Here is a 22,333-nt window from a genome sequence, read left to right as displayed (position 1 = left end):
GACGAAAGAGGAGCCGGGCTCCATTCCTGTTCGGAGCTCTGAGTGAGGGGCCCTGCCCGCGCCCGGCGGGAAGGACCCCTCGTACCCGTCCTACAGCGCGACGCCGAGCAGCGCGTCCACGGCGCGGGACACCACGCCGGGAGCACCGATGTCCGTGCCCCCCTGTTCCTGCTGCAGTGCGGCCCAGCGGTCGACGGCGGCCAGGGCGGCGGGCGCGTCGAGGTCGCTCGCGAGAGCTTCGCGGATTTCCCCCACCAGGGCCTCGGCGGGCGGGCCGTCGGGCCGGGAGACGGCCGCACGCCAGCGCCCGAGGCGGGCGACGGCGTCCGCGAGGACCTGGTCCGTCCACTCCCAGTCGGCACGGTAGTGGTGGGCCAGCAGGCTGAGCCGGATGGCGGCGGGGTCGACGCCGTCCCGGCGCAGCTGGGAGACGAAGACGAGGTTGCCCTTGGACTTGGACATCTTCTCCCCGTGCAGGGCGACCATGCCGGCGTGGACGTACGCCTTGGCCATGGGGAACTCGCCGGTCAGCACCTGGGCGTGGGAGGCACCCATCTCGTGGTGCGGGAAGGCGAGGTCGGAGCCACCGCCCTGGATGTCGAAGGTCATGCCGAGATGGTCGAGGGCGATGGCGACGCACTCGATGTGCCAGCCGGGCCGGCCGCGGCCCAGCGAGCCGCCGTCCCAGCTCGGCTCGCCCTCGCGGGCGGCCATCCACAGCATCGGGTCGAGGGGGTTCTTCTTGCCCGGGCGGTCGGGGTCGCCGCCGCGTTCGGCGGACAGCAGCCGCATGGCTGCGGCGTCGAGGTTCGAGACCTTGCCGAAGTTCGGGTCGGACTCGACGGAGAAGTAGATGTCGCCTTCGAGCTCGTAGGCGGCGCCCGCGTCACGGAGGCGTTCGACGAGCGGGACGATGCCGGGTATCGCCTCGACGGCGCCTATGTAGTGCTGCGGCGGGAGCATCCGCAGGGCGGTCATGTCCTCGCGGAAGAGGGCCGTCTCCTTCTCCGCGAGGGCGACCCAGTCGACGCCGTCGCGGTCGGCGCGCTCCAGGAGCGGGTCGTCGACGTCGGTGACGTTCTGGACGTAGTGAACCTGCCGCTTGGTGTCGAGCCACACGCGCTGAACGAGGTCGAACGCGTTGTAGGTCGCCGCGTGACCCATGTGGGTCGCGTCGTACGGCGTGATGCCGCAGACGTAGAGACGGGCGACGGGACCGGGGTCGAGGGTGACCAAGCCACCGGTCGCGGTGTCGTGGATCCTCAGGTCGCGGCCCTGACCAGGCAGGGCGGGGACCTCGGAAGCGGGCCAGGCATGCATGTCATGAGCGTAACCCGGACGGATGTTGCGTATACGAACCGGAGCGGCCCGCATGACCGGGAAGGCGCTCTTGTGCGATTCCGTCCGGTGTGCTTGCGGACCGTTACACCGGTGGCCAGGGGATGGCCGGCCATTCGCCGCTGGGCTCGGGGTGCTTCCCGGACACCAGGAGCGCCTCGACACGCGCGCGTGTGGCGTCGAGTTCGGCCGGGGTGACGAGGGCGGCCAGGGTGGCCGTCAGCTGCCCGGAGGGTTCCAGGGCGGCCTTGAGCCCTTCGAGGACGGCGACGGCCTCGCCGGTCAGGGGCTCCCCCGCCCAGCCCCACAGGAGGGTGCGCAGCTTGTTCTCGGTGTTGAAGGTCACGCCGTGGTCGATGCCGTAGAGCCAGCCGTCGGCGGTGGGCAGCAGGTGGCCGCCCTTGCGGTCGGCGTTGTTGATCACCGCGTCGAGGACGGCGAGCCGCCGCAGCCGTTCGTCGTCGGCGTGCACGAGGAGGGCCGTGCGGCCCTCTCCGACCTCGGCGAACCCGATCGCCTTCCAGCCCGGTTCCGGCTCCTCGCCGTCGACGAGGGCCAGCAGTTCGGATTCCGGGGCGACCTCGATCCACAGCTGGCACATGCCCTCGCCGTACGGCCCGTCGCGCAGCACGGTGGGCGGGACGAGCCCCCAGCCGGTCGCCTCGGAGACCTCGTACGCGGCGACCTCGCGCCGGGCGAGGTTGCCGTCGGGGAAGTCCCACAGGGGTCTCTCCCCGGCGACGGGCTTGTAGACGCAGGCGGCCTCGCGGCCCTCGTGTACGACGGTGCAGTACAGGGCCGCGTTGGAGGCGTCACGGATACGTCCCCGGACGGTCAGCTCGCCGTGCGCGAGCAGCTCGGCGGCGGCCGGGTCGGTGGTCGTCACGCCCCGCGGCGGTATCCGTTCTGGCGCGGACATACGTGTCCTTCCGGGTCGAGCGGCAGGCTGCACAGCGGGCACGGCGGCCGGCCGGCGTTGACGACGTCGAGGGCGCGTTTGGCGAAGGCTCTCGCCTGCGCGCCGGTGAGCCGGACCCGCAGCATCGGGGGCCCGTTCTCCTCGTCCTGGAGAAGCCTTTCCTCGGCCTCGGCGAGGTCCTCCTCGGAGTCCGCCTCCAGCTCCACGAGGGCCTGCGCCTCGACGATCATGCGCTGTTCCTCGCCGTCCCAGGCGAGAGCCATGGTGCCGACCCGGAACTCCTCCTCGACGGGGGTCTCGAGGGGGGCCGTGTCGGCGTTCTCGGCGGGCGCCACGGCGGGCACGGCCGCGTTGCCGCCGCTACGGCGTACGACCTCGTCCAGCAGTTCGTCCATACGCTCGGCGAGCGCGGCGACCTGGGTCTTCTCCAAGGCGACACTGGTCACTCGGGCGCCGGCGGTGGCCTGGAGGAAGAAGGTACGGCGCCCGGGCAGTCCGACCGTACCGGCCACGAAGCGGTCCGGTGGGTCGTAGAGGAACACCTGACGGGACACGTCCTGTCTCCATGGGAGTCGTGGTTTCGGGAACGTCCATGCGTGTACGCGCGTGTGTGGACCGCTTCACCCTACTGCGGCCGACGATCACGGTGCGCCCGCACCACCCCCGACCGTCGCGTCACCGGTCGGCGGTTCCTCACGGGGCGCGAGGGAGGCGAAGTCGCCGGTGTCGCCGAGGCGCACGAGAAAGGGGCGCAGCCGGGTGTAACGGATCGCGGTGATGGAACACGGTTCGACGGAGATCCGCTGGAAGAGGTCGAGATGGAGTCCCAGGGCGTCCGCGACGAGCGACTTGATGATGTCGCCGTGCGAGCACATCAGATAGACGGCGTCGGCGCCGTGGTCGCGCTCCACGCGCGCGTTCCACTCGCGTACGGCTTCGGCGGCACGGGTCTGCATGGCCCGCATGGACTCGCCGCCCGGGAAGGCGGCCGCCGACGGGTGCGCCTGGACGACCTCCATCAGGGGCTCGTCCTTCAGTTCGGCGAGTTTGCGGCCGGACCAGTCGCCGTAGTGGGCCTCCCCGATCCGGTCGTCGGTGTGGGCGGGCAGGCCGGGGCGGGCGTCGAGGAGGGGCCGGATCGTCTCCTGGCAGCGCTGCAGGGGGCTCGCGACGACCTCGGCGATCGGCAGCCCCTCCAGCCTGCCGGGCAGCGCGGCGGCCTGCGCGGCCCCGCGTTCGTCGAGGGCGACGCCGGGCGTCCAGCCGGCGAGCACTCCGGAGGTGTTGGCGGTCGAACGTCCGTGCCGGACGAGGATCAGCGTGGGCATGCGGCCCAGCGTAGGCGTACGCGCGCGTACGCCGGAGAACACCCGAACGGAGAACGCGCCCGGTGATCGTCGACTGCGCCATCTACCGTGACGGGCACCGTACGGACGGTCCGCAGGACCTCTCCGACGCCCTGGACGAGGCACGCGCCGCGGGCGGCTTCGTGTGGATCGGGCTGCACGAGCCCTCCGAGCAGGAGTTCGACCACGTCACCCGGGAGTTCGGGCTGCACCCGCTGGCGGTGGAGGACGCGCTCAAGGCCCATCAGCGCCCGAAGCTGGAGGTGTACGAGGACTCCCTCTTCATGGTGTTCAAACCGGTCGTGTACGAGGCCGAGAGCGACACCGTCTCCTCCGGCGAGGTCATGGTGTTCCTGGGGGACGCGTTCGTGGTGACCGTCCGCCACGGCGAGGGCGCGCCGCTGGCCTCCGTACGGCGCCGGCTGGAGGACGAGCCGGAGATGCTCGCCAAGGGCCCCACGGCGGTGGTGTACGCGATCGCCGACGTCACCGTCGACCACTACCTGGACGTGGCGACCGAGCTGGGGACCGACCTGGAGGAGCTGGAGGCGGAGGTGTTCTCGCCGGACGGCGGGGGCTCGCGGCACACGGCGTCGCGCATCTACACCTTCAAGCGGCAGATCCTGGAGTTCCGGCGGGCCACCGGCCCCCTGGGGCCGCCGATGACCCGGCTGGCGGGCACCAGCGCGTTCGGCTCGGGACTGCCCTTTGTGAACGACAAGGCGCGGCCCTTCTTCCGGGACGTCAGCGACCACCTCATGCGCGTAAACGAGTCCGTGGAGGGTCTGGACCGGCTGGTCTCCGACATCCTCTCCGCGCATCTGGCGCAGATGAGCGTCCGGCAGAACGACGACATGAGGAAGATCTCGGCGTGGGCGGCGATGGCCGCGATCCCCACGATGATCGCGGGGATCTACGGCATGAACTTCGACCACATGCCGGAGCTGCGCTGGATGTGGTCGTATCCGGCGGTGGTACTGCTGATGGCCGGGCTCGAGGTGCTGCTGTACCGGACGTTCAAGCGGCGGGGCTGGCTCTGACTCAGGCGAACTCGGGGGCGGCGGTCGCCGGGCCCCCCAGGGCGTCGCGGTGCTCGGGCATCCGCAGGGAGACCATCCGTCGCCAGCCCGCGAACCGCTCCCAGGCGTACCGGGCGTGGATGCCGGCCGCCAGGACCGCCGACTTGGCCGTGGACCAGCCGAGGATGCGGCCCATGTGGGCCATGACGGCGAGGCTGACGTCGCGGTGGACGCGGATCTCGGCGAGTGCGCACTCGCGCAGTGTCCGCTGGATGGCGCGGCCGTGACCGGCGTACGCGAAGCGCAGCAGTTCCTCGTGGCAGTAGGCGAGGTGGCTGTCCTCGTCGTGGGAGATCATCCTGACCGCGCGGCCGAGGTCGGGGTGGTCGGCGAAGTGCCTGCGCAGCAGCTCCATCTGCTCGGAGGCGCGCTGCTCGGTGACCCGGCTGTGGGCGAGGTAGGTGACGATGTCCCGGACGGTCAGCGGCCGGTCGGCCCTGAGCCTGTCGTGGGCCAGTCCGATGCCTTTCCGCTCCAGGAGCATCGTGTAGTCGGTCTCCGGCGGGACGGGGACGGGTTCGAGGCCGCGCCTCTTCATCAGGGCGTTGAAGATGCGGCCGTGCTTGTCCTCGTCGGCGCCGTGCCGGGCGATCTTGGGGGCGAGGTCGCGTTCGTCCGGCGGGACGAGCGCGGCGATGCGGGCGTTCTCCCAGCCGCCCTGCGACTCCCCGCCGGCGGCGATGGAACAGAAGAGCGCGAAGGAGTCGTCGTTGTCGAGGATCTCCTGGAACAGACTCTTGGCCGAAAGCATGCAAACGAGTCAAATGCGGCGAAGTGGGCACCGCAACAGCTGTGTCCGCGGACTGGGCCGAAAGGAGGAACCCCGGGGTGACGACCGGGGCGTAACCGTGCGCGTCCCGGCGCGTTGTTCCCGGTGACGGCCGTGGCGGGGAAGACCCCCGAGCCCCCACCACGGCCGCTGACATTCCTGTTGGCCCCTAGCCAGGGGTGCTGCGAAAGCCCCTAGGCGAGTCCGGCGCGCTCCAGCGCCTCGGTGCCGGCCCGGAGCGAGGCGATCCGCTCGTCCAGCGTGAAACCGGCGGGAGCGAGGGTCAGGGTGGTGACCCCGGCCGCGGCGTAGGCCTTCATCCGGTCGGCGATGCGGTCGACGGAACCGAGCAGCGTCGTCTTGTCGATCAGGTCCTGCGGAATGGCGGCCGCGGCGCCCTGCTTGTCGCCGGAGAGGTACTTGTCCTGGATCTCGGCGGCTTCCTTCTCGTACCCCATGCGCTGGGCGAGCTGGTTGTAGAAGTTCTGCTTACGGCTGCCCATGCCGCCGACGTACAGCGCGGTGTAGGGGCGGAAGGTGTCGGCGAGCGTGGCCACATCCTTGTCGTCGCCGACGGCGAGCGGCAGCGTGGGGCACACGTCGAAGCCCTCCAGCGTCATGCCGGCCTTCTCGCGCCCGGCGCGCAGGTACTGGATGGCGGTGTCCTCCAGGTGGTCGGCGGAGGGGAAGATCAGCAGGGCGCCGTCGGCGATCTCACCGGTCTGCTCGAGGTTCTTCGGCCCGATGGCGGCGATGTACAGCGGGATGTGCTCGCGCTCCGGGTGCACGGTCAGCTTGATCGGCTTGCCCGGCCCGCCGGGCAGCGGCAGCGTCCAGTGCTCGCCGTCGTACGACAGCCGCTCCCGCGTCATCGCCTTCCGTACGATCTCCACGTACTCGCGGGTGCGGGCCAGCGGCTTGTCGAACTTGACGCCGTACCAGCCCTCGGAGACCTGCGGCCCGGAGACGCCGAGGCCGAGGCGGAAGCGGCCGCCGGAAAGGGAGTCGAGGGTGGCGGCGGTCATCGCGGTCATCGCGGGCTGGCGCGCCGGGATCTGGAAGATGGCCGAGCCGACGTCGATCCGCTCCGTCTGCGCGGCGACCCAGGTGAGCACGGTGGCGGCGTCCGAACCGTAGGCCTCGGCGGCCCAGCAGACGGCGTACCCGAGCCGGTCGGCCTCCTGGGCCACGGCCAGGTTGTCCCCGTCCATTCCGGCACCCCAGTAGCCGAGGTTGATCCCGAGCTGCATGGCCGATCCCCTTACTGATCAGTAACGACGCTGTCGCCCCGACCATAGCGCGGGGCCCCCGCGGCGCGGGGCGCGGTGTGGCGAGAGTCGCGTCGTGCGGTACCGGCCGTGCGGCCTGCGCGGCGACGGGAGTTCGGGTGGCCGGGGCGCTGACGTGACGCGCGGAGATTTCCGTTGTCCACAGGCAACCCACGGCCCAGTTCTGGCCAGTAATCTCGGCGTTCATGGAGCAGAGGCATCTCGGCCGCACCGGCCTGCGTGTGTCCCGCATCGGGCTCGGCACCCTGACCTGGGGGCGTGACACCGACGAGCACGACGCCGCGGACCTCTTGAAGACGTTCTGGGAGGCGGGCGGCACCCTCGTCGACACGGCGGACGTGTACGGCGACGGGGAGGCCGAGTACCTGCTGGGACGCCTCATGGAAGGCCTGGTGCCGCGCCGCGACCTGATCATCTCCACCAAGGCGGGCAGCGTGCCCGACCCGGACCGCCGCTTCGACGGCTCCCGGGGCCATCTCCTCGCCGCCCTCGACGCCTCCCTCGGCCGCCTCGGCACGGACTACGTCGACGTGTGGCACGTGCACGCCTTCGACCCCGACACCCCGCTGGAGGAGACCCTCCAGGCGCTCGACATCGCTGTCGCCAGCGGCCGGGCCCGCTATGCCGGCGTCTCCAACTTCTGCGGCTGGCAGCTCGCCAAGGCGGGCACCTGGCAGCTCGCCGCGCCGGGTACCCGCACCCGGCTGGCCAGTACGCAGATGGAGTACTCGCTGCTGCAGCGCGGCGTGGAGCGCGAGGTGCTGCCGGCCGCGCTGGACCTGGGCATCGGCCTGCTGCCCTCCTCACCGCTCGGCCGGGGCGTGCTCACCGGGAAGTACCGGGGCGACGCCCTGCCGCCCGACTCGCGCGGTGCCTCGGACCACTTCGCGCCCTTCGTGGAGCCGTACCTCGACGACACCGCCGGCCGGATCGTGGACGCCGTGACGACCGCGGCGGACGGGCTCGCCGTGACCCCGCTCCAGGTCGCCCTCGCATGGGTCCGCGACCGGCCCGGCGTCGCCGCGCCGGTGGTCGGCGCGCGCAACGCCCAGCAGCTCACGGCGGCACTGTCAGTGGAGGCCCTTAGTCTTCCTGACGAGATCTGCCGGGCCCTCGACGACGTGTCGGCGCCCGTGCACCGCTATCCCGATCACGACTGGAGCACGCTGTGAGCACGGAACCGGATCCCGCGGAAGGCACCGAGGACACCGGGCCGGCCACACCGGACGACACCGGTGCGGCGGAGAACGACGGGACGGACGAGGCGCCGGCCTCGGACACCCCCGACGGGCCGGACGAGGCGCCGGCCTCGGACACCCCCGACGGCGAGGCCGCCGCGCGGCTGTCCGAGGCGGAGGCCGAACTCGCCGCGCAGAAACTGGAGCGGGAGCGGATCGAGCGGCGCAAGGCCGAGAAGGCGGGGCCGATCGCCAGCGGGACCAAGCTCAGTGGCAAGGCCGCCGACCTGCTCGCGGCCGTACGGGCCGTGGAGGGCGGGGCCAAGCCCGCCACCACCGTCTTCGCCGATCCGGAGCCCACCCCGCGCCGCGCCGCCCCCGAGCCGGTACGGCGTCCGCAGCCGGCGACCGCCGAGGCCGCCGCTCCCCCGGCGCCGGCGCCGGACACCGTGGACGCCGTGCGGAGGGTGCTGACCGAGGGCGGCGCCCCCGAGGCGCTCGCGCCGCAGGTCGCCGAGGCCCTCGGCGAGGGTGCCGAGGACGTGCTGCGCGAGGATCCCTGGCAGTTGCTGCGGGTCTTCGGCGTACGGCCCGAGCAGGCCGACGGTTTCGCGCGGGCACTGCTGGGACCGGAGTGCGCCCCCGACGACGAGCGGCGGGGCCGCGCGGTGACGGTCTGGCTCCTCGAACAGGCGGCCCTGGCCGGACACACCGCCCTGGACCTGCCGACCCTCACCGCCGCGCTCGCCCAACGGGCTGTGCCGGACGCCGACGCGGCCGTCCAGAGCACCCTCTCCGAGGGCGAGGCGCTGGCCTTCCAGGACGCCCTGGAGGAGCCGGGGACACCGGTCTCGCAGTCCGGCTCCGAGGAGCGGGAGGAGGAGGGGGAGGAGGGGGAGGAACGCGAGCGTCCGGTCCGTGTCCTGGTCGGCCTGGAGCGGTACGCGCTCGCGGAGGAGAGCCTCGCCGACGGTCTGGCCCGGATCGTGAACTCCCTGGCCAAGGAGGCGTCCGCGCAGGCGGAGTGGGAGTCGGCCGCGGCCGCGGCGTCCGGCAGCGCGGCCGAGCTGATCCGCGCCGTCGCCGGGCACGGACTGGTGCTGCACACGGGCGGCGAGGCCGCCCGCGCCGAACCGGCGGCGCTCGTCGCGGCGGCCCGCTCCCTCGGGCTGCGCGCGGTCGCCGCCTGCCACACCCCGGACGGCCGGCGCAGATGCGCCGCGCTGCTGGAGGGGGCCGAGGACGCCGTCGTCACCGTCCCCGGCCTGCTCGCCGGCACCGAAGGTCCGGGCCGGGACGCGGACGGGGCCTGGGCCCTCGATCTGCTGGTCGTGCTGGACGCGCCGCACCTCGACGTGGAGAGCGCCGCGATGGTGGCGGAGTCGTTGCCGGACGGCGCCCGGCTGGTGCTCGCCGGAGACCCCGCCGAGCTCTGGTCGGCCGGCCCGGGCCGGGTCTTCGCCGACCTGCTCGCGGCCCGCGTATGCCCGCAGATCGCCTCGCGCACCCCGGACCCCGGGCCGCTCGGCGAGCTGGTCTCCGGGATCGGCGCCGGCGAGCTGAACCAGGTCGAGGCGCCCGGCAAGGAACTCGTGATCGTGCCGGTGCGGGACGCGGCCGAGGCCGTGCACCGGACCGTGCAGCTCGTCGTCGACTCGGTGCCACGGGCCTTCGGCTTCGCACCCGGCCTGACGAGGGTGATCACCCCGGGCCACGGGGGCGCGGCCGGCACGCGCGCGCTGAACGCCGCGCTCAAGGAGCGCGTCAACCCCGGCCCCGGCCGCTTCGGCGGCTTCGACCCCGGCGATCTGGTGGCCTACGCCCCCGTGCCGGGGCGCACGGTGCTGGGCCGCGTGGAGCGGGCGGACCCGGACGGACTGCACCTGACCTGCGAGAGCGGCCCCGTCGTCGTACCGAGGGAGCGCGTGGAGCAGTCGGTGCGGCACGGGTGGGCGCTGACCGCTCACCAGGCCGTGGGCAGGCGCTGGCCCGCGGTGGTCGTGGTGCTGCCCGGTGACGCCGCGCAGGCCCTGACCCGGCCGTGGGTGTACACGGCGTTCAGCCGGGCGGAGAGCCATCTGTCCGTGGTGCACGGCGTCGAGCAGGTGCTGCCGAGAGCCGTCGCCGAGGTTCCGCCGAAGCCCCGCACGACCCGGTTGCCGGTGCTGCTCCGCACCCAGGTGCCGACGGCCTAGCCGCAGAGCGGACGCGGGGCGGCGGCGGTCGCGAAGGGGAAACCGGCTCGAAGCCCCCCCCTCGCGGCCGCCGCCGCCCGGTGTCGTCCTACTCCTCGCTAGCGGCGATCGGCGTCCAGCGGCTCGAGATCGCCGTCCAGGTCTTCGTCGTCGATCTCGTCGTCGACGTCGTCGAGGTCGGCCTCGAGATCGTCGCCTTCGTCGTCGCCGTCCTCGTCGTCGCCGTCCTCGAGGTCGTCGAACACCGCGCTCACGTCGAACCGGCAGACCACCCGCTGGGGATCGGCCTGGTCGAAGGGCGTCTCCAGCCACTCGCCCGGCTCGGCCGGTTCGTCGGCGGCCAGCACCCACAGTGTGGAGTCGCCCTCCTCGAGGCCGAACTCCTTGTGCCGGGAGGCGATCTCGTCCGGTTCGAACTCGCCGAACAGGATGCCGAGGGCCCCGTGCACCGTGCCGGACAGCTCGGTGCCCTCGTCGTCCGCCGCCTCGATCCGCTGGGCCTGTGCGAGCAGCCGCTGCGGCTCCGCGACGGCGTAGTCGCGGCGGATCAGCACGCTCAGCGCGTTCGGCTCCTCGGGGCCCGTGTACGGCGGCAGCGAGTCCTCCGCGCCCGGGATCTCGAAGGGCGTGACCTCGTCGTAGCGGTCGTAGAGCAGTTCGTCGTAGACCTCGGCGGCCGCGGCCAGCTCGTTGAACGCCTCGTAGACGGCCGGGTCGTCCTCCCCCGTCCTGCGTTCGACCGCGGCCAGGTGGCGGTCGAGCGCGGTCTTGACCGCCTCGGCGGCGGCGCGTACCTCGGCAGCGGTGGGCTGCGCAGCATCAGACATAGTGCAGACGCTATCCGTACGAGGCCCCAGCCCGCACAATAGATGCGATGCCGGAATACGAATTTGTCGACGTCTACGTACCGCGCGGGGTTTCCCGCAAGGAGGCGACACGTCTGCTGACCGACCATGCAGAGTACGGACACTGGGAGTTGCACCGCCTCAGCCTGATGCGTGACGGCAGCCGCAGGGTGCGGTTGCGCCGGCGGATCATCCGCCAGGTGCGGGCCACGTGGTGAGGTGAGAGAGGCAAACGGAGCGGGCCCCGCCACGGCGGGGCCCGCTCCGTTTGTGCGGTGCCCGGGGACGTCACATGGAGGCGCGCGCCTTGCGGTAGATCAGCGCGCCCGCGAGCATCACGCCCGCGCCGGCCGGCAGGGCGAGGCCCACCGGCAGCTCGCTTCCGGTGTGCGCGAGTTGCTGGGCACCGGCCGGGATACCGGTGGTGCCGGTGGCGGGACGGTGGGCGCCGACCGCCCGGGCCGGGGTCCCGTGACCCGGGGTGGACGGCAGGCCCTCCGGCGCGGACGGGTTGGACCGGCCGGGCTGGGCCGGCTTGCCGGGGGCCTGGTGGCCCGGCTTGCCCGGCGTCTCGTGGCCTCGGCTCGGCGGCGTGGCGTGGTCGTGGCCGCCGCCGTTGTCGCAGTCGTTGCCGAACGAGGGGTTGAGGAGCCCGACGGCGTCGACGCCGTTGCCGCAGACGTTCACCGGGATGTCGATCGGGGCCTGGACGTGGTTGCCGGAGGCGACACCGGGCGAACCGCCGGTGTATCCGCCCGCGTAAGCGCCCTCCGAGCCGGTGTGCGCGCCTCCGGAGCCCGGGTGCGCGCCCGATCCGCCGTGGTGGCCGCCGCCGTGGTGGCTCCTGTCGCTGCCGTACCCCTGGTCGTCGTCGCCGTAGCCGCCGCGGTGGCCGCCGGGTGCGCGATGGCCGCCTCCGGGTGCGCCGTGGCCGCCGCCCTTGTTGGCACAGGAGTTGCCGAACGCGGGGTTGAGGGCCCCGATGATGTCGACGGTGTTGCCGCACACGTTGACGGGGATGCTCACCGGCGCCTGCACGGTGTTGCCCGACGCGATGCCGGGTGAGTCGGTGGCGGTGCCGTTCGCGCCGGAGTCGGCGTGGGCGTAGCCGCCGGCGGCGGCGATCACCCCCGTGGCCGCAGCCACGGTCATGAGGCTTTTGCGGGTGACCTGTCGCATTGCTGTATCCCTGCTTTCGATCTCGCACTCGACTCGAATTCCCGCATCATTCCAGTTCTCGGGAAGATTCGGGCCGTTCGACGTCTTCGGTGTTTTCGGCCATTCCTTCGGAAAAGACCGGTCGGCCCCGGAGCGCATGGCGCGCACTCCGGGGCCGACGGTGTGGACGACCCCTCAGCGGGGTGACGTCACTTGTTGACGCAGACGTTGCCGAAGGCGGGGTTCAGCAGCCCGATCGCCGAGATCGTGTTGCCGCAGACGTTCACCGGGATGTGCACCGGAACCTGGATCACGTTGCCGGACGCGACACCCGGGGAGTGCACCGCGGCACCCTGGGCACCGGCGTCGGCGACGGCCAGGCCCGCGCCCGCGAGAACCAGCCCACCAGTGGCAGCCGCGACAGCGACGACCTTCTTGATCATTATTCCTCCTTGTTGGCAAAGCGACCCCAAGCATCGGATCGCATCACCAGTAACGAGGAGGAATTAATGAGGCTACGCGCTTATCGTCGCATTCACTCTTCCCAGTCATGTCCGCACAGGCGCCCGAATAATGCAAGCTCGTTTCACCGGGACAATTCAGGACGCGTCACTTCGGGACGCGTCGACTCAGGACGCGTCGACTCAGGACGCGTCGATGAACCGGTCGAGCACGCGGACACCGAACTTCAGCCCGTCCACCGGCACCCGCTCGTCGACCCCGTGGAACATGCCGGCGAAGTCCAGCTCCGGAGGCAGCTTCAGCGGCGCGAAGCCGAAGCCGCGGATGCCGAGGTCGTCGAAGGACTTGGCGTCGGTGCCGCCGGAGAGCATGTAGGGGATCGCCTTGGCGGTCGGGTCCTCGGCGAGCAGCGCCGACTGCATGGCCTCCACCAGCCTCCCGTCGAAGGAGGTCTCCAGAGCCTTGTCGGAGTGCACGTCCTCGCGGCGCACCTTGGGGCCGAGGATCCGGTCGAGGTCGGCGAGGAACTCCTCCTCGTGCCCCGGCAGGAAGCGGCCGTCGACGTGCGCGGTGGCCTCGCCCGGGATGACGTTGACCTTGTAGCCGGCGCCGAGCTGGGTGGGGTTGGCGGTGTTGCTCAGGGTGGCGCCGATCAGCTTGGCGATGCCGCCGAGCCTGACGAGGGTGGACTGCATGTCCTCGGGGTCCAGTTCGGTGCCGAGCGCGTCGCCGAGCTCGTCGAGGAAGGCCCGGGTGGTCTTGGTGACCCGCACCGGGAAGGTGTGGCGGCCGAGCCGGGCGACGGCCTCGGACAGCTCGGTGATCGCGTTGTCCCGGTGGATCATCGAGCCGTGCCCGGCGGTGCCGGCGACGGTCAGCTTCATCCAGTGCATGCCCTTCTCGGCCGTCTGGATGAGGTAGAGCCGCCGCTCCTCGCTCACGGTGAACGAGAACCCGCCCACCTCGCTGATCGCCTCGGTGACCCCCTCGAAGAGGTCGGGGTGGTTGTCGACGAGATGGCGGGCGCCGTATGTGCCGCCCGCCTCCTCGTCGGCCAGGAACGCCAGGACGATGTCCCGCGGCGGCCTGCGTCCGGAGCGCAGCCGGTCCCGCACGACCGCCAGGGTCATCGCGTCCATGTCCTTCATGTCGACGGCCCCGCGGCCCCAGACGCACCCGTCCGCGACCTCCCCGGAGAACGGGTGGTGCGTCCAGTCGACCGCGTTGGCCGGTACGACGTCGGTGTGGCCGTGGATGAGCAGCGCGGGCCGGGACGGGTCCTCGCCCTCGATGCGGGCCACCGTGGAGGCGCGCCCCGGGTGCGACTCGAAGATCCGGGGCTCGAGCCCCACCTCGGCGAGCTTCTCGGCGACCCACTCGGCCGCCTTGCGCTCCCCCGGACCCGAATGGTCTCCGTAGTTGCTGGTGTCGATCTGGATCAGCTCGCGGCAGAGGTCCACGACCTCGTCCTCGCCGGTGCCCCTGGCCGTGTCGCTCACGCTGATTCCTCCCGCTGTCACTGCTGGTGGTCCCCTTCATCCTCCCCTCCCCGGCGCCCCCGCCCAAGACCGGCCCCGGCCCGTCACACGCCGTTCACGGGGGCCGCAGCCCGGCCGACGACCCCTGATCGGGCACCCCGGAAAGCCTGGTAATGTTTACGTCGTCGCCGCGAGGGAGACCCCGCACAGCGACAGACACCTTGTCCGGGTGGCGGAATGGCAGACGCGCTAGCTTGAGGTGCTAGTGCCCTTTATCGGGCGTGGGGGTTCAAGTCCCCCCTCGGACACTCGCCATAACGATACGCAGCGAGGGCCTCGACCTGACGGTCGCGGTCCTCGCTGCGTATTCGTAACTGATGGTGATGCCCAGGTCTTCGCAGGCTGGGCCCTTCATGTCGGCGTCGACCGTGTGGATACGCTGTGCAATGCCTCCAAGGCTCTCAGTGATTTCTCGGATCTGTCGCGCGCCGAGGGGGATTCCTTCTTCCGGGTGACAGTGGGGGGCGCGTCGAGTGTCTTGCGTGCCGCGCCCTTGCCTCTTTGCGCCTCGTTGATCCACTGGGTGACGGCGGCGGGGTCGGCTACCGAGCTGATCAAACCCCAGCGGCCATGGAAGACCCCGTCCGACGTCGAACTCGCCACCGCCGAGTACGTCGACTGGTACAACCACCGGCGACTCCACGGTGAGACAGGCCACGTCCCGCCCGTCGAATACGAGAACAACTACTACCTCGCAACCAGGAAGCCCCGGGTCACAACCAACACCTGAGATCTCTACCGAACCCGGAGCGGTTCAATCGCCCGGGTCCTGCGCCGCAAAGGCGTCGCCGCGGCCCGCTGCACCGTCGAGCGGCTGATGGCCGAGCTGGGCCTGGAAGGCGTCGTCCGCGGGCAACGGCGGCGGACCACCGTGTCGGAGCCGTCGGCGCCCCGCCCGCCGGACCTGGTCGACCGAGATCTCACTGCCTCACGGCCGGACCAGCTGTGGGTGGCAGACATGTCGATTCGCTATACCGAGGCTGTCCGGCATCGGGGCTTCAGCGTCGGTCGGCTCGGTCGCCGACTCGTACGACAACGCGATGGCCGAGGCCCTGAACGGCACCTTCAAGGCCGAGTTGATCGAGATGCAGGGCCGGTGGAAGGACGTCGACCAGGTCGAACGGGCGATCTTCCAGTGGGTCACGTGGTGCAACGAAGAGCGTCTGCACTCCGCGCTCGACTACGTGCCGCCGGCCGAGTACGAGGAAGCCTTCTGGCGGAGCCAGGAGCAAACCCCGCAGTCCGGGGAGTGGCCATCAGTTGTCCGGCAGCGGCTGCTCCGCGGTCCGTTGCTCGCCCGCACGAGGTGTTCGCGCCGGTCGGTGAGTCGGGGGTTTGGCTGCGGGATGGGCCGGAGACGTGGCGCCCACCTCACCAGGGCCAGAGCTGACACATCGTCACAAGGCGATGGTGATGTCCATACAACCTGCGGTCGGCTCCCCTCGTAGAGGGGAAGGGGGGGCCGTTGGGCGTACCGGTGGGACACCGGAGGTATCCGGTGCCCCACCGGACGGCTTTTGTATCGATGACGAATCGTCAGGAGTTCAGGTGCAGGCAGGCAAGAGACGAAGGCGTACGGTCGTGGTGGCCGGGGTGGCTTCCACGGCCCTTCTGCTGGCCGGTATGCCGGGCGGGGCGGCCCAGGCCGCGCTGCCCGGCGCATTAGCCGACGGGCGTTCCGGGTCGGTGGCGCAGGTCGCGGGCGGCGCCGCCGGTACGGCCGAAGTGGTGAAGACGGTGACGCTGGTCACCGGTGACCGGGTCCTGGTGGACCGCACCGGCGGGGTCGCCGGGGTGGAACGGGCGAAGGGCCGGGAGCGGATGCCGTTCTCGGTCCGGGTGGTCGACGGGCACACGCATGTGGTGCCTGGTGACGCGGAGTTGCTGCTGGCGCGGGGCAAGCTGGACCAGCGGCTTTTCGATGTGACCCAGTTGGTGGCCGACGGCTACGACGACACGGCCCGTTCCGACTTGCCGCTGATCGTCACGTTCCGGGGCAAGAAGGCGCCCTCGATGAGCGCGTTCACGCGCTCGGGCACACGGATCGGCCGTGCGCTGCCGGTCGTCAACGGCACGGCGATGCGCTCCGTGAGGAAGCGTGGCGCCGATTTCTGGAACGCCGTGACCGGCGCCGGCGCCGCCAATCGCGATGCGGGGGGAACGGCGGAGTTCACCGCTTCGACGGCGGTGGAGAAGGTGTGGCTGGACGGCAGGCGCCAGGCCACTCTCGACAAGAGCGTGGCGCAGATCGGCGCGCCGACGGCCTGGGAAGCCGGGTTCGACGGTACCGGCGTCAAGGTCGCCGTACTGGACACCGGGGTGGACAAGACCCACCCCGACCTGGCGGGCCAGGTGATCGCGGAGAAGGACTTCTCCGAGTCCTCCAGCACCGGTGACGCGAACGGTCACGGTACCCATGTGGCGTCCACGGTGGCCGGGACGGGGGCCAAGTCCGGCGGCACATACAAGGGTGTCGCCCCGGGCGCGAAGATCCTCAACGGCAAGATCCTGGACGAAAGCGGGAGCGGCTGGGACTCCGGCATCATCTCTGGCATGGAATGGGCGGTGGCCGAGGGCGCCGACGTCATCAGCATGAGCCTCGGCGGCAACGACACTCCCGGCATCGACCCGATGGAGGAAACGGTCAACCGGCTCTCCGCCGAGAGCGACACGCTCTTCGTCATCGCGGCCGGCAACTCCGGGGAAGAGGGCGAGCGGACCGTCGATTCGCCCGGCAGCGCCGAGTCCGCGCTCACCGTCGGCGCGGTCGACAAGGCCGACCAGCTCGCCGACTTCTCCAGCCGTGGGCCGCGCGTCGGCGACGGTGGGGTCAAGCCCGACCTGACCGCGCCCGGCGTCGACATCACAGCCGCCGCGGCCGCCGGAAGCGCCCTGGAAGGCTCGAAGCCCTCCCCCCTGCCCGGCTACCTCACCATCAGCGGCACCTCCATGGCGACCCCGCATGTCTCGGGCGCCGCCGCCCTCCTCGCCCAGCAGCATCCCGACTGGAGCGGCGAGCGCCTCAAGGCAGTCCTCACGGGCTCCGCGAAGCCGGGTACCTACAGCTCCTTCCAGCAGGGCACCGGCCGCACCGACCTGGTCCGCGCGATCAAGCAGAGCGTCATCACCGAGCAGGGGCCGCTCAACTTCGGCATGCAGGAATGGCCGCACAACGACGACAAACCGGTGACCAAGCAGCTCACCTACAAGAACCTCGGTACCGAGCCGGTCACCCTGGAGCTGTCCGTCGACGCGCTCACGGTGGACGGCAAGCCCGCCGCCGAGGGACTGTTCGCCGTCTCGCCGCAGCGGCTCACCGTCCCGGCGGGCGGCCAGGCCAGTGCCGACGTGACCGCGGACACCCGTTCCGGCACCGCTGACGGCACGTTCGGCGGCTCGGTGTCCGCCGTCTCGGCCGACGGCAAGGTCGCGGTACGCACCGCCGTCGGGGTGGAGCGCGAGGTCGAGTCGTACGCCCTGACACTCAAGCACATCGACGAGAACGGCAAGCCCACCGGCGACGCCACGACCACCGTGCAGGGCTTCGACAGCTACTTCCACGACTCCTACGCCGACGAGCAGGACGGAGAGCTCACGGTACGGCTGCCCAAGGGCGACTACAGCCTCAAGGGTGTGATCCACCCCGGCGACACGGCCTCCACCCAGGCCGTGCTGGTGCAGCCGAAGCTGAGCCTCGACAGGGACACCACCGTCACCATGGACGCCCGGCAGGCACAGCCGGTGGACATCACCGTTCCCGACCCGGCGGCGAAGAACACCGAGGCCACGGTCGCGATCCGCTTCGAACGCTCTGGCGGGATGCCCGCAAGCCTGAGCGCGTACCTGCTCCCGACCTTCCAGGGCATGCGGTTCGGGCACCTCGGCTCCGACCTGCCGTCCGACGGAGCGTTCGTCCAGTACTCCGGCGACTGGACAAGCAAGGACGACAAGGGCAGGCCGGTCACCTACCACCTGTCCTGGGACCGCCGCAGCCGACTGGGCGGCTTCGCCGCCGAGGTGAAGCAGAACCAGCTCGCCAAGGTCGACCTCCAGGTGGGCGCACCCGCCGCGGACAAGCATGTCCTGGTCGATGTGCAACCCCAGATGCCCGACGGGCGCTTCCTCGACAGGTACATCGAAATGAAGGGGGACCTGCCGCTGCGCAGCACTGAGTACATCCTCGGCAACGGCGTCAAGTGGTGCTTCCGCACGCTCCAGACCAGCGGCGAGGGCGACCAGACGCGCTACGAGTCCGGGCTCAAGGGGGAGTTCAAGACCTGGCAGGCCGGCCAGAACTACGCCGAGCGGTTCAACGTCGGCGTCTTCGGCCCCCTCCTGAGCGGCCCCGCTGACGCCGGACCGAGCCAGGGATACCCCGGTGTCGTACGGTCCGGGAATGTCATCAGCGCCTATGTGCCGCTGTTCAGCGACGGTGCACGGCACTGGGGTGTCAGCGAGTCCACCTCGGCCGAGAGCTCGCTCCAGGTCGACGGCAAGGACATTCCCAACAGCTCCTCCCCGGCCGACAACGTCACCGAATACACCGTTCCCGCCCAGGACAGCGCGTACAAGCTGACCTTGGACAGCTCCCGCGATCCGGCGATCTCGTCGGTCAGCACCCGCGTCAGGGCGGAGTGGACCTTCCGCTCCGGTGAGACCCCCGAAAACGAGTCGAGCGCGCTGCCGCTGTCGGTGATCCGGTTCTCCCCCAAGCTGACCTTGTCCAGCACGGCGAAGGCGGGCAAGCGGTTCGAGGTGCCGTTCAGCATCGAGGGCGCGGCTGCCGGGCAGCAGCCGAAGAAGCTCACCTTCGAGGTCTCGTACGACGAGGGCACCACCTGGCAGCCCACCAAGCCCATCGGCGGCACGCACCTGTCGCTGAACCACCCGGCGAAGGCTGGCTCCGTCTCGCTGCGGGCCAAGCTGACCGACCGTGAGGGCAACACCCTGGTCCAGACGATCGAACGCGCCTACCTCACCACCCAGTAGGCGCCCACTCCGCACATGGCCCCGCCCGGGGTGGCTTCGACGCCACCCCGGGCGGGGCTGTTCTCGCAGGTTCGGCCACCGCCCGTTGCCGTCACCGGCCAACTCCACTGCCTCCATGCGTCGTTGCGCTGCCTGCCGCACGGAGGAACCACGGCGCCGCCCGTCGTTGGCGCGCCGGGACGGCTGACTTGCCGGCCGGCACCAGTGGGACGCCGACACCGGCCGGCCGCTGCGCGAAGTGCTCGTCCTGCGGCGCGCACACTCGCATGTTGGCGCGGCAGCGGTTACCGCGCCGGCGACGGCTGTGGGCTCACGCGTTCCTGGCCGGGCTCTTGCTGCAGACGAGACATCAGAGCAGGCCGCTCGTCCGGGCCGAGGCCCCTGCGTGAGAGGAGTACGGCACTGCGCTCCCGCCGGGTTGCACGAAGCAGCGAAATGTTTTCCCCGGCCGGCCGTGCAACCCCCGGGAGGCCGGTCCCCGTACCTCTGAGGAGGGACAGGGAAGAACTGGTTCAGTGGAAGGTCGTGTCGGGTGAGGGAAACAGTCCGGGAGCGGGAGTTCCGGGAGTTCGCCGAGGCGCGGCAGGCACAACTCAGACGCAGCGCGTACCTGCTGTGTCGCGACTGGCACCACGCCCAGGACCTCACCCAGACCACGTTGATGAAGCTCTACGCGGTCTGGCACCGGGTCCGCCGGGACGGCAACGTGGAAGCGTACGCGCGCACGATCCTCACCCGCACCTTCATCGACCAGCACCGCAAGGGACGCTGGCGCGAGGAGCCGATGGAGGAGGTGCCCGAGGCGCCGTCCGCCGAGTCCGCCAGGTCGGAGTTGGGCCTGGTGATGCAGTCGGCCCTGATGGAGCTGCCGCCCCGGTACCGGGCGGTACTGGTGCTGCGGTTCTGGGAGGACTGGAGCGTCGAGCAGACCGCGGAGGCGCTGGGGGTGACCCCGGGCACGGTCAAGAGCCAAAGCGCCCGCGGGCTGTCCCGGCTGCGCGGGATCGTCGAGGGTCTGTCCAACGAAGCGAGCGGGATGTGAGGCAGGAGATGAACGAGCAAGAGGGCGATGCTCTGCGCGTCGCGTTCGAGGCGATGCTCAGTCATGCGCAGGAGCCGCCGCTGCGGAGCGTCACGGACGCGGCCGTCGCGGGAGGCCGCCGGATTCGCCGCCGCCGCACAGCGCTGTCGGCCGCGGGTGTGCTGGTGGTCGCGGCAATCACGGTGACCGCTGGTGTCGGCCTGGCCGGCATCGGTCGCGACCGGGATCCGGGGCCCCTGACTCCGGCGAGCAGCCCCTCGCCCGGTACGAGCACATCCCAGCCCTCACCCAAAGCCACCTCGTCGACGGGGCTTCCCGTTCCGATCGGCACCGCCCCCGTTCCGGTGACCACGCATCCGTCGGTCCCCTGACTCGTCGGACTCGGGGACCAGGCCGATGAGGTGGTCGGTCAAGCCCTGGCTCGCAGAGATCCAACCAAAAGCCTTCGGCGTCGGCCCCGCACGCCTGCCGGGCTGCGAGCCGCGATACAGCAGCTACGTCACCGCGGGCCTCGGCCCACTGCTCATCAACGGCGTCTCGGCCGGAATGACCTTCATGCCGGCTTGCAGGGGTGTCACTGCGTCAGGTGTTCCCCGGGCGTGCTCAATTGCTGCCCACTGTTGGCTTCCCCACGGAGCTTTCACTGGCCATTGACTGTCCCTCCGGCCGTCAGGCCGCCGTCGCTGTGTCATTCTGCGGCCATTGCTGAGGAACGCGAGAGGTGTCATACGCAGAGGAACGGCTACGGTAGTCACCGGCGCCAGCTCAGGTATCGGGGAAGAGTTCGCCAGGCGTTTCGCCGAGAAGGGCCACGACTTCGTCCTGGTGGCCCGGCGTCTGGATCGACCCGCTGGAGTGGGCGCCACTGCCGGTGTTCCGCGTTGGCGTGCTCGACGCAGATTCGGCTCCAGGATTGGCGGCGGCGCATCTCGCGCCACCCATATCGTTCGGTCAGCGGCGCGTTGTCGGTGTTCTTCGGCTTTCTCGGCGGTGCACTGATCTGGTCGGGGAACTCGTTGGCCAGACCCCGGTAACCCTCGTCGACCTCGGCCTTCACCGTGGGGGCTCGGCCGACAGCGGACGGATCTCGTTGATCGCGCGGCCGATGGTGGAGGAACCCACCTCGCAGATCACAGCCAGTGCCTCGTGAGACAGGCCGGTTCGCAGGTGGACAAGGGTCGCCAAGACGCGGTCGGTGAAGACCGGTTCGTACTTCGGTCCGGCCCCGGCGTCCCGTCGGCGAGCGCCCCGGCGCCGTTCGCGCCGAACGGACTCGCAACGCGCCTCCCAGCGTGGCGCGAGTTCTTCGATCAACTCACCGAGATGCTGGCGCGAGAGTCCGCAGAGGGCAGGATGCGACATGGCCGCGCGGGCCTGCTTGATGTTCACACCACAAGAACCCGCGCGGCCGATGCCATGTCACGGCCCGCCCAAGGGAGAGCCGTCAGACCCGCTCCAGGGGCCGGTGCGGCCCACTGGGAAGATCCGCTTTGATCGTGTCGCCCGGGCGCACCGCGCCGCCCTTCTTCACGATGCTCATGATTCCGGCCTTGCGTACGATGTTCCCGGCCTCATCGCGGCCAACAACCTGCTTCAGCAACCCGTCCTGGAAGTTGTCGATCTGCAGGCACGGATTGCGCAGGCCGGTCACCTCCAGCACTGCGTCGTCGCCGATACGCAGCAGCGTGCCGACCGGCAGGCCGAGCAGATCGATGCCACGGGTGGTGATGTTCTCGCCGAGGTCACCGGGCACCACCTTGAATCCCTCTGCACTGACCTCGGCGAAGAGCTCTTCGTGGATGAGGTGGACCTGACGCAGGTTCGGCTGGGTGGGGTCCTGCGCGACGCGAGAGCGGTGCTTGACCGTCACGCCGGCATGTACGTCGCCTTCCACACCGAGTCCGGCGAGCAGTGTGATGCTGTCCTGGTTCGGCTTGGTGAATGAGTACTCTCCGTTGCTGCTGACTGCCGTCACTATCCCGCTCATCCCCGGAGCCCCCTCCTCAGTGGCAGTGATCAGCCACGACCCTAACCCTTGGGCCTCAAGGCGCAGCAACCACGGACCGCCGGCAGGTTCGGCGCCAGGACAGTGCCGGTCGGCCGCACCCCGGGTGGGGGTCCGCACCGGCGCGGTCCACGGTGTGCGCCGTGATGTGGCCGATCTCTCCCGCCGGTCAAGATCACGC

The 22,333-nt window shown here is 70.9% G+C and carries 21 protein-coding genes, 1 tRNA gene and 2 pseudogenes; 12 read left to right on the top strand and 12 right to left on the bottom strand.

Annotated elements, in window-relative coordinates; genetic code table 11:
* Nucleotides 1-90: 90 nt before the first annotated feature.
* The 4 genes from mshC to ACIBVL_RS27090 all read right to left on the bottom strand — a co-directional run bounded on the left by mshC (nucleotide 91) and on the right by ACIBVL_RS27090 (nucleotide 3,585).
* On the bottom strand, nucleotides 91-1,320 hold the full coding sequence (gene mshC, locus ACIBVL_RS27105; RefSeq protein ID WP_399100726.1) for a cysteine--1-D-myo-inosityl 2-amino-2-deoxy-alpha-D-glucopyranoside ligase: 1,230 nt from the start codon (nucleotides 1,318-1,320) through the stop codon (nucleotides 91-93).
* A gap of 103 nt (nucleotides 1,321-1,423) precedes the next feature.
* A complete protein-coding gene (locus ACIBVL_RS27100) occupies nucleotides 1,424-2,257 on the bottom strand; it encodes an SCO1664 family protein (protein ID WP_399100724.1) in 834 nt (277 codons plus the stop codon).
* Nucleotides 2,221-2,811, bottom strand: a complete 591-nt coding sequence (locus tag ACIBVL_RS27095) for a DUF3090 domain-containing protein (RefSeq protein ID WP_399100722.1) — start codon at nucleotides 2,809-2,811, stop codon at nucleotides 2,221-2,223. The genes ACIBVL_RS27100 and ACIBVL_RS27095 overlap by 37 nt, the downstream gene beginning before the upstream one ends.
* Before the next feature lie 87 nt (nucleotides 2,812-2,898).
* Nucleotides 2,899-3,585, bottom strand: a complete 687-nt coding sequence (locus ACIBVL_RS27090; protein WP_399100719.1) for a histidine phosphatase family protein — start codon at nucleotides 3,583-3,585, stop codon at nucleotides 2,899-2,901.
* 62 nt (nucleotides 3,586-3,647) lie between these two features.
* Here ACIBVL_RS27090 and corA point away from each other — a divergent pair, with 62 nt between their 5' ends.
* Complete coding sequence (gene corA, locus ACIBVL_RS27085; protein ID WP_399100717.1) at nucleotides 3,648-4,643, top strand: magnesium/cobalt transporter CorA; 996 nt, start codon at nucleotides 3,648-3,650, stop codon at nucleotides 4,641-4,643.
* Nucleotide 4,644: 1 nt separating this feature from the next.
* Here corA and ACIBVL_RS27080 read toward each other — a convergent pair whose 3' ends face one another.
* Both ACIBVL_RS27080 and ACIBVL_RS27075 read right to left on the bottom strand, forming a co-directional pair.
* Nucleotides 4,645-5,433: a ferritin-like domain-containing protein gene (locus ACIBVL_RS27080; RefSeq protein ID WP_399100715.1), complete on the bottom strand. Its 789-nt coding sequence runs from the start codon at nucleotides 5,431-5,433 to the stop codon at nucleotides 4,645-4,647.
* 212 nt (nucleotides 5,434-5,645) lie between these two features.
* Nucleotides 5,646-6,701, bottom strand: a complete 1,056-nt coding sequence (locus tag ACIBVL_RS27075; protein WP_399100712.1) for an LLM class F420-dependent oxidoreductase — start codon at nucleotides 6,699-6,701, stop codon at nucleotides 5,646-5,648.
* A 224-nt stretch (nucleotides 6,702-6,925) separates the two neighbouring features.
* Here ACIBVL_RS27075 and ACIBVL_RS27070 point away from each other — a divergent pair, with 224 nt between their 5' ends.
* Nucleotides 6,926-7,912, top strand: a complete 987-nt coding sequence (locus ACIBVL_RS27070) for an aldo/keto reductase (RefSeq protein ID WP_399100710.1) — start codon at nucleotides 6,926-6,928, stop codon at nucleotides 7,910-7,912.
* Nucleotides 7,909-10,113: a helix-hairpin-helix domain-containing protein gene (locus tag ACIBVL_RS27065; protein ID WP_399100708.1), complete on the top strand. Its 2,205-nt coding sequence runs from the start codon at nucleotides 7,909-7,911 to the stop codon at nucleotides 10,111-10,113. Before ACIBVL_RS27070 ends, ACIBVL_RS27065 begins: the two co-directional genes overlap by 4 nt.
* 98 nt (nucleotides 10,114-10,211) lie before the next feature.
* Here the strand turns inward: ACIBVL_RS27065 and ACIBVL_RS27060 are convergent, their stop codons facing one another.
* A complete protein-coding gene (locus ACIBVL_RS27060) occupies nucleotides 10,212-10,940 on the bottom strand; it encodes a hypothetical protein (RefSeq protein WP_399100706.1) in 729 nt (242 codons plus the stop codon).
* Between the two features lie 47 nt (nucleotides 10,941-10,987).
* On the opposite strand from ACIBVL_RS27060, the gene ACIBVL_RS27055 reads away from it, so the two are divergent.
* On the top strand, nucleotides 10,988-11,176 hold the full coding sequence (locus ACIBVL_RS27055; RefSeq protein WP_040896034.1) for a DUF5703 family protein: 189 nt from the start codon (nucleotides 10,988-10,990) through the stop codon (nucleotides 11,174-11,176).
* A gap of 70 nt (nucleotides 11,177-11,246) precedes the next feature.
* Here the strand turns inward: ACIBVL_RS27055 and ACIBVL_RS27050 are convergent, their stop codons facing one another.
* From ACIBVL_RS27050 to ACIBVL_RS27040, 3 genes are all read right to left on the bottom strand, one after another.
* Entirely contained in the window at nucleotides 11,247-12,137 is an 891-nt protein-coding gene (locus ACIBVL_RS27050) for a chaplin (RefSeq protein WP_399100703.1), read from the bottom strand.
* Between the two features lie 188 nt (nucleotides 12,138-12,325).
* A complete protein-coding gene (chpH, locus tag ACIBVL_RS27045; protein ID WP_399100701.1) occupies nucleotides 12,326-12,559 on the bottom strand; it encodes a chaplin ChpH in 234 nt (77 codons plus the stop codon).
* Between the two features lie 201 nt (nucleotides 12,560-12,760).
* Nucleotides 12,761-14,083 (bottom strand): M20/M25/M40 family metallo-hydrolase, encoded by a 1,323-nt coding sequence (locus ACIBVL_RS27040; RefSeq protein ID WP_399101238.1) that lies wholly within the window; start codon nucleotides 14,081-14,083, stop codon nucleotides 12,761-12,763.
* A gap of 196 nt (nucleotides 14,084-14,279) precedes the next feature.
* Between ACIBVL_RS27040 and ACIBVL_RS27035 the strand changes: the two genes are divergently transcribed.
* The 8 genes and pseudogenes from ACIBVL_RS27035 to ACIBVL_RS27000 all read left to right on the top strand — a co-directional run bounded on the left by ACIBVL_RS27035 (nucleotide 14,280) and on the right by ACIBVL_RS27000 (nucleotide 21,146).
* A tRNA-Leu gene (locus ACIBVL_RS27035) sits at nucleotides 14,280-14,364 on the top strand.
* A 296-nt stretch (nucleotides 14,365-14,660) separates the two neighbouring features.
* Nucleotides 14,661-14,846 (top strand): annotated as a pseudogene (locus ACIBVL_RS27030) (IS3 family transposase); the annotation flags it as partial.
* Between the two features lie 27 nt (nucleotides 14,847-14,873).
* Nucleotides 14,874-14,963, top strand: a pseudogene (locus tag ACIBVL_RS27025) (IS3 family transposase); the annotation flags it as partial.
* A gap of 193 nt (nucleotides 14,964-15,156) precedes the next feature.
* Nucleotides 15,157-15,564: an integrase core domain-containing protein gene (locus ACIBVL_RS27020; RefSeq protein ID WP_399100698.1), complete on the top strand. Its 408-nt coding sequence runs from the start codon at nucleotides 15,157-15,159 to the stop codon at nucleotides 15,562-15,564.
* Between the two features lie 175 nt (nucleotides 15,565-15,739).
* Entirely contained in the window at nucleotides 15,740-19,105 is a 3,366-nt protein-coding gene (locus tag ACIBVL_RS27015) for a S8 family serine peptidase (RefSeq protein ID WP_399101236.1), read from the top strand.
* A gap of 532 nt (nucleotides 19,106-19,637) precedes the next feature.
* Complete coding sequence (locus ACIBVL_RS27010; RefSeq protein WP_399100696.1) at nucleotides 19,638-20,147, top strand: SigE family RNA polymerase sigma factor; 510 nt, start codon at nucleotides 19,638-19,640, stop codon at nucleotides 20,145-20,147.
* An 8-nt stretch (nucleotides 20,148-20,155) separates the two neighbouring features.
* Nucleotides 20,156-20,518, top strand: a complete 363-nt coding sequence (locus tag ACIBVL_RS27005) for a hypothetical protein (protein ID WP_399100693.1) — start codon at nucleotides 20,156-20,158, stop codon at nucleotides 20,516-20,518.
* Between the two features lie 331 nt (nucleotides 20,519-20,849).
* Complete coding sequence (locus ACIBVL_RS27000; protein WP_399100691.1) at nucleotides 20,850-21,146, top strand: SDR family NAD(P)-dependent oxidoreductase; 297 nt, start codon at nucleotides 20,850-20,852, stop codon at nucleotides 21,144-21,146.
* Nucleotides 21,147-21,200: 54 nt separating this feature from the next.
* Here the strand turns inward: ACIBVL_RS27000 and ACIBVL_RS26995 are convergent, their stop codons facing one another.
* Nucleotides 21,201-21,536, bottom strand: a complete 336-nt coding sequence (locus ACIBVL_RS26995; protein ID WP_399100689.1) for a transposase family protein — start codon at nucleotides 21,534-21,536, stop codon at nucleotides 21,201-21,203.
* 55 nt (nucleotides 21,537-21,591) lie between these two features.
* Entirely contained in the window at nucleotides 21,592-22,134 is a 543-nt protein-coding gene (locus tag ACIBVL_RS26990) for an MOSC domain-containing protein (RefSeq protein ID WP_399100687.1), read from the bottom strand.
* Between the last annotated feature and the right edge of the window lie 199 nt (nucleotides 22,135-22,333).

Origin of the sequence: Streptomyces sp. NPDC049687, assembly GCF_044465285.1 — a bacterium.
Classification (GTDB): domain Bacteria; phylum Actinomycetota; class Actinomycetes; order Streptomycetales; family Streptomycetaceae; genus Streptomyces.
Note: the sequence above shows the minus strand (reverse complement) of the source record. Positions and strands in the feature narration are given on the sequence as shown.

Excerpts from the sequence above, each read along its gene's own strand:
- mshC (WP_399100726.1), bottom strand. The coding sequence starts at position 1,320 with ATGCATGCCTGGCCCGCTTCCGAGGTCCCCGCCCTGCCTGGTCAGGGC.
- ACIBVL_RS27100 (WP_399100724.1), bottom strand. The coding sequence starts at position 2,257 with ATGTCCGCGCCAGAACGGATACCGCCGCGGGGCGTGACGACCACCGAC.
- ACIBVL_RS27090 (WP_399100719.1), bottom strand. The coding sequence starts at position 3,585 with ATGCCCACGCTGATCCTCGTCCGGCACGGACGTTCGACCGCCAACACC.
- ACIBVL_RS27080 (WP_399100715.1), bottom strand. The coding sequence starts at position 5,433 with ATGCTTTCGGCCAAGAGTCTGTTCCAGGAGATCCTCGACAACGACGAC.
- ACIBVL_RS27075 (WP_399100712.1), bottom strand. The coding sequence starts at position 6,701 with ATGCAGCTCGGGATCAACCTCGGCTACTGGGGTGCCGGAATGGACGGG.
- ACIBVL_RS27070 (WP_399100710.1), top strand. The coding sequence starts at position 6,926 with ATGGAGCAGAGGCATCTCGGCCGCACCGGCCTGCGTGTGTCCCGCATC.
- ACIBVL_RS27060 (WP_399100706.1), bottom strand. The coding sequence starts at position 10,940 with ATGTCTGATGCTGCGCAGCCCACCGCTGCCGAGGTACGCGCCGCCGCC.
- ACIBVL_RS27055 (WP_040896034.1), top strand. The coding sequence starts at position 10,988 with ATGCCGGAATACGAATTTGTCGACGTCTACGTACCGCGCGGGGTTTCC.
- ACIBVL_RS27050 (WP_399100703.1), bottom strand. The coding sequence starts at position 12,137 with ATGCGACAGGTCACCCGCAAAAGCCTCATGACCGTGGCTGCGGCCACG.
- chpH (WP_399100701.1), bottom strand. The coding sequence starts at position 12,559 with ATGATCAAGAAGGTCGTCGCTGTCGCGGCTGCCACTGGTGGGCTGGTT.
- ACIBVL_RS27020 (WP_399100698.1), top strand. The coding sequence starts at position 15,157 with ATGGCCGAGGCCCTGAACGGCACCTTCAAGGCCGAGTTGATCGAGATG.
- ACIBVL_RS27015 (WP_399101236.1), top strand. The coding sequence starts at position 15,740 with ATGCCGGGCGGGGCGGCCCAGGCCGCGCTGCCCGGCGCATTAGCCGAC.
- ACIBVL_RS27005 (WP_399100693.1), top strand. The coding sequence starts at position 20,156 with ATGAACGAGCAAGAGGGCGATGCTCTGCGCGTCGCGTTCGAGGCGATG.
- ACIBVL_RS26990 (WP_399100687.1), bottom strand. The coding sequence starts at position 22,134 with ATGAGCGGGATAGTGACGGCAGTCAGCAGCAACGGAGAGTACTCATTC.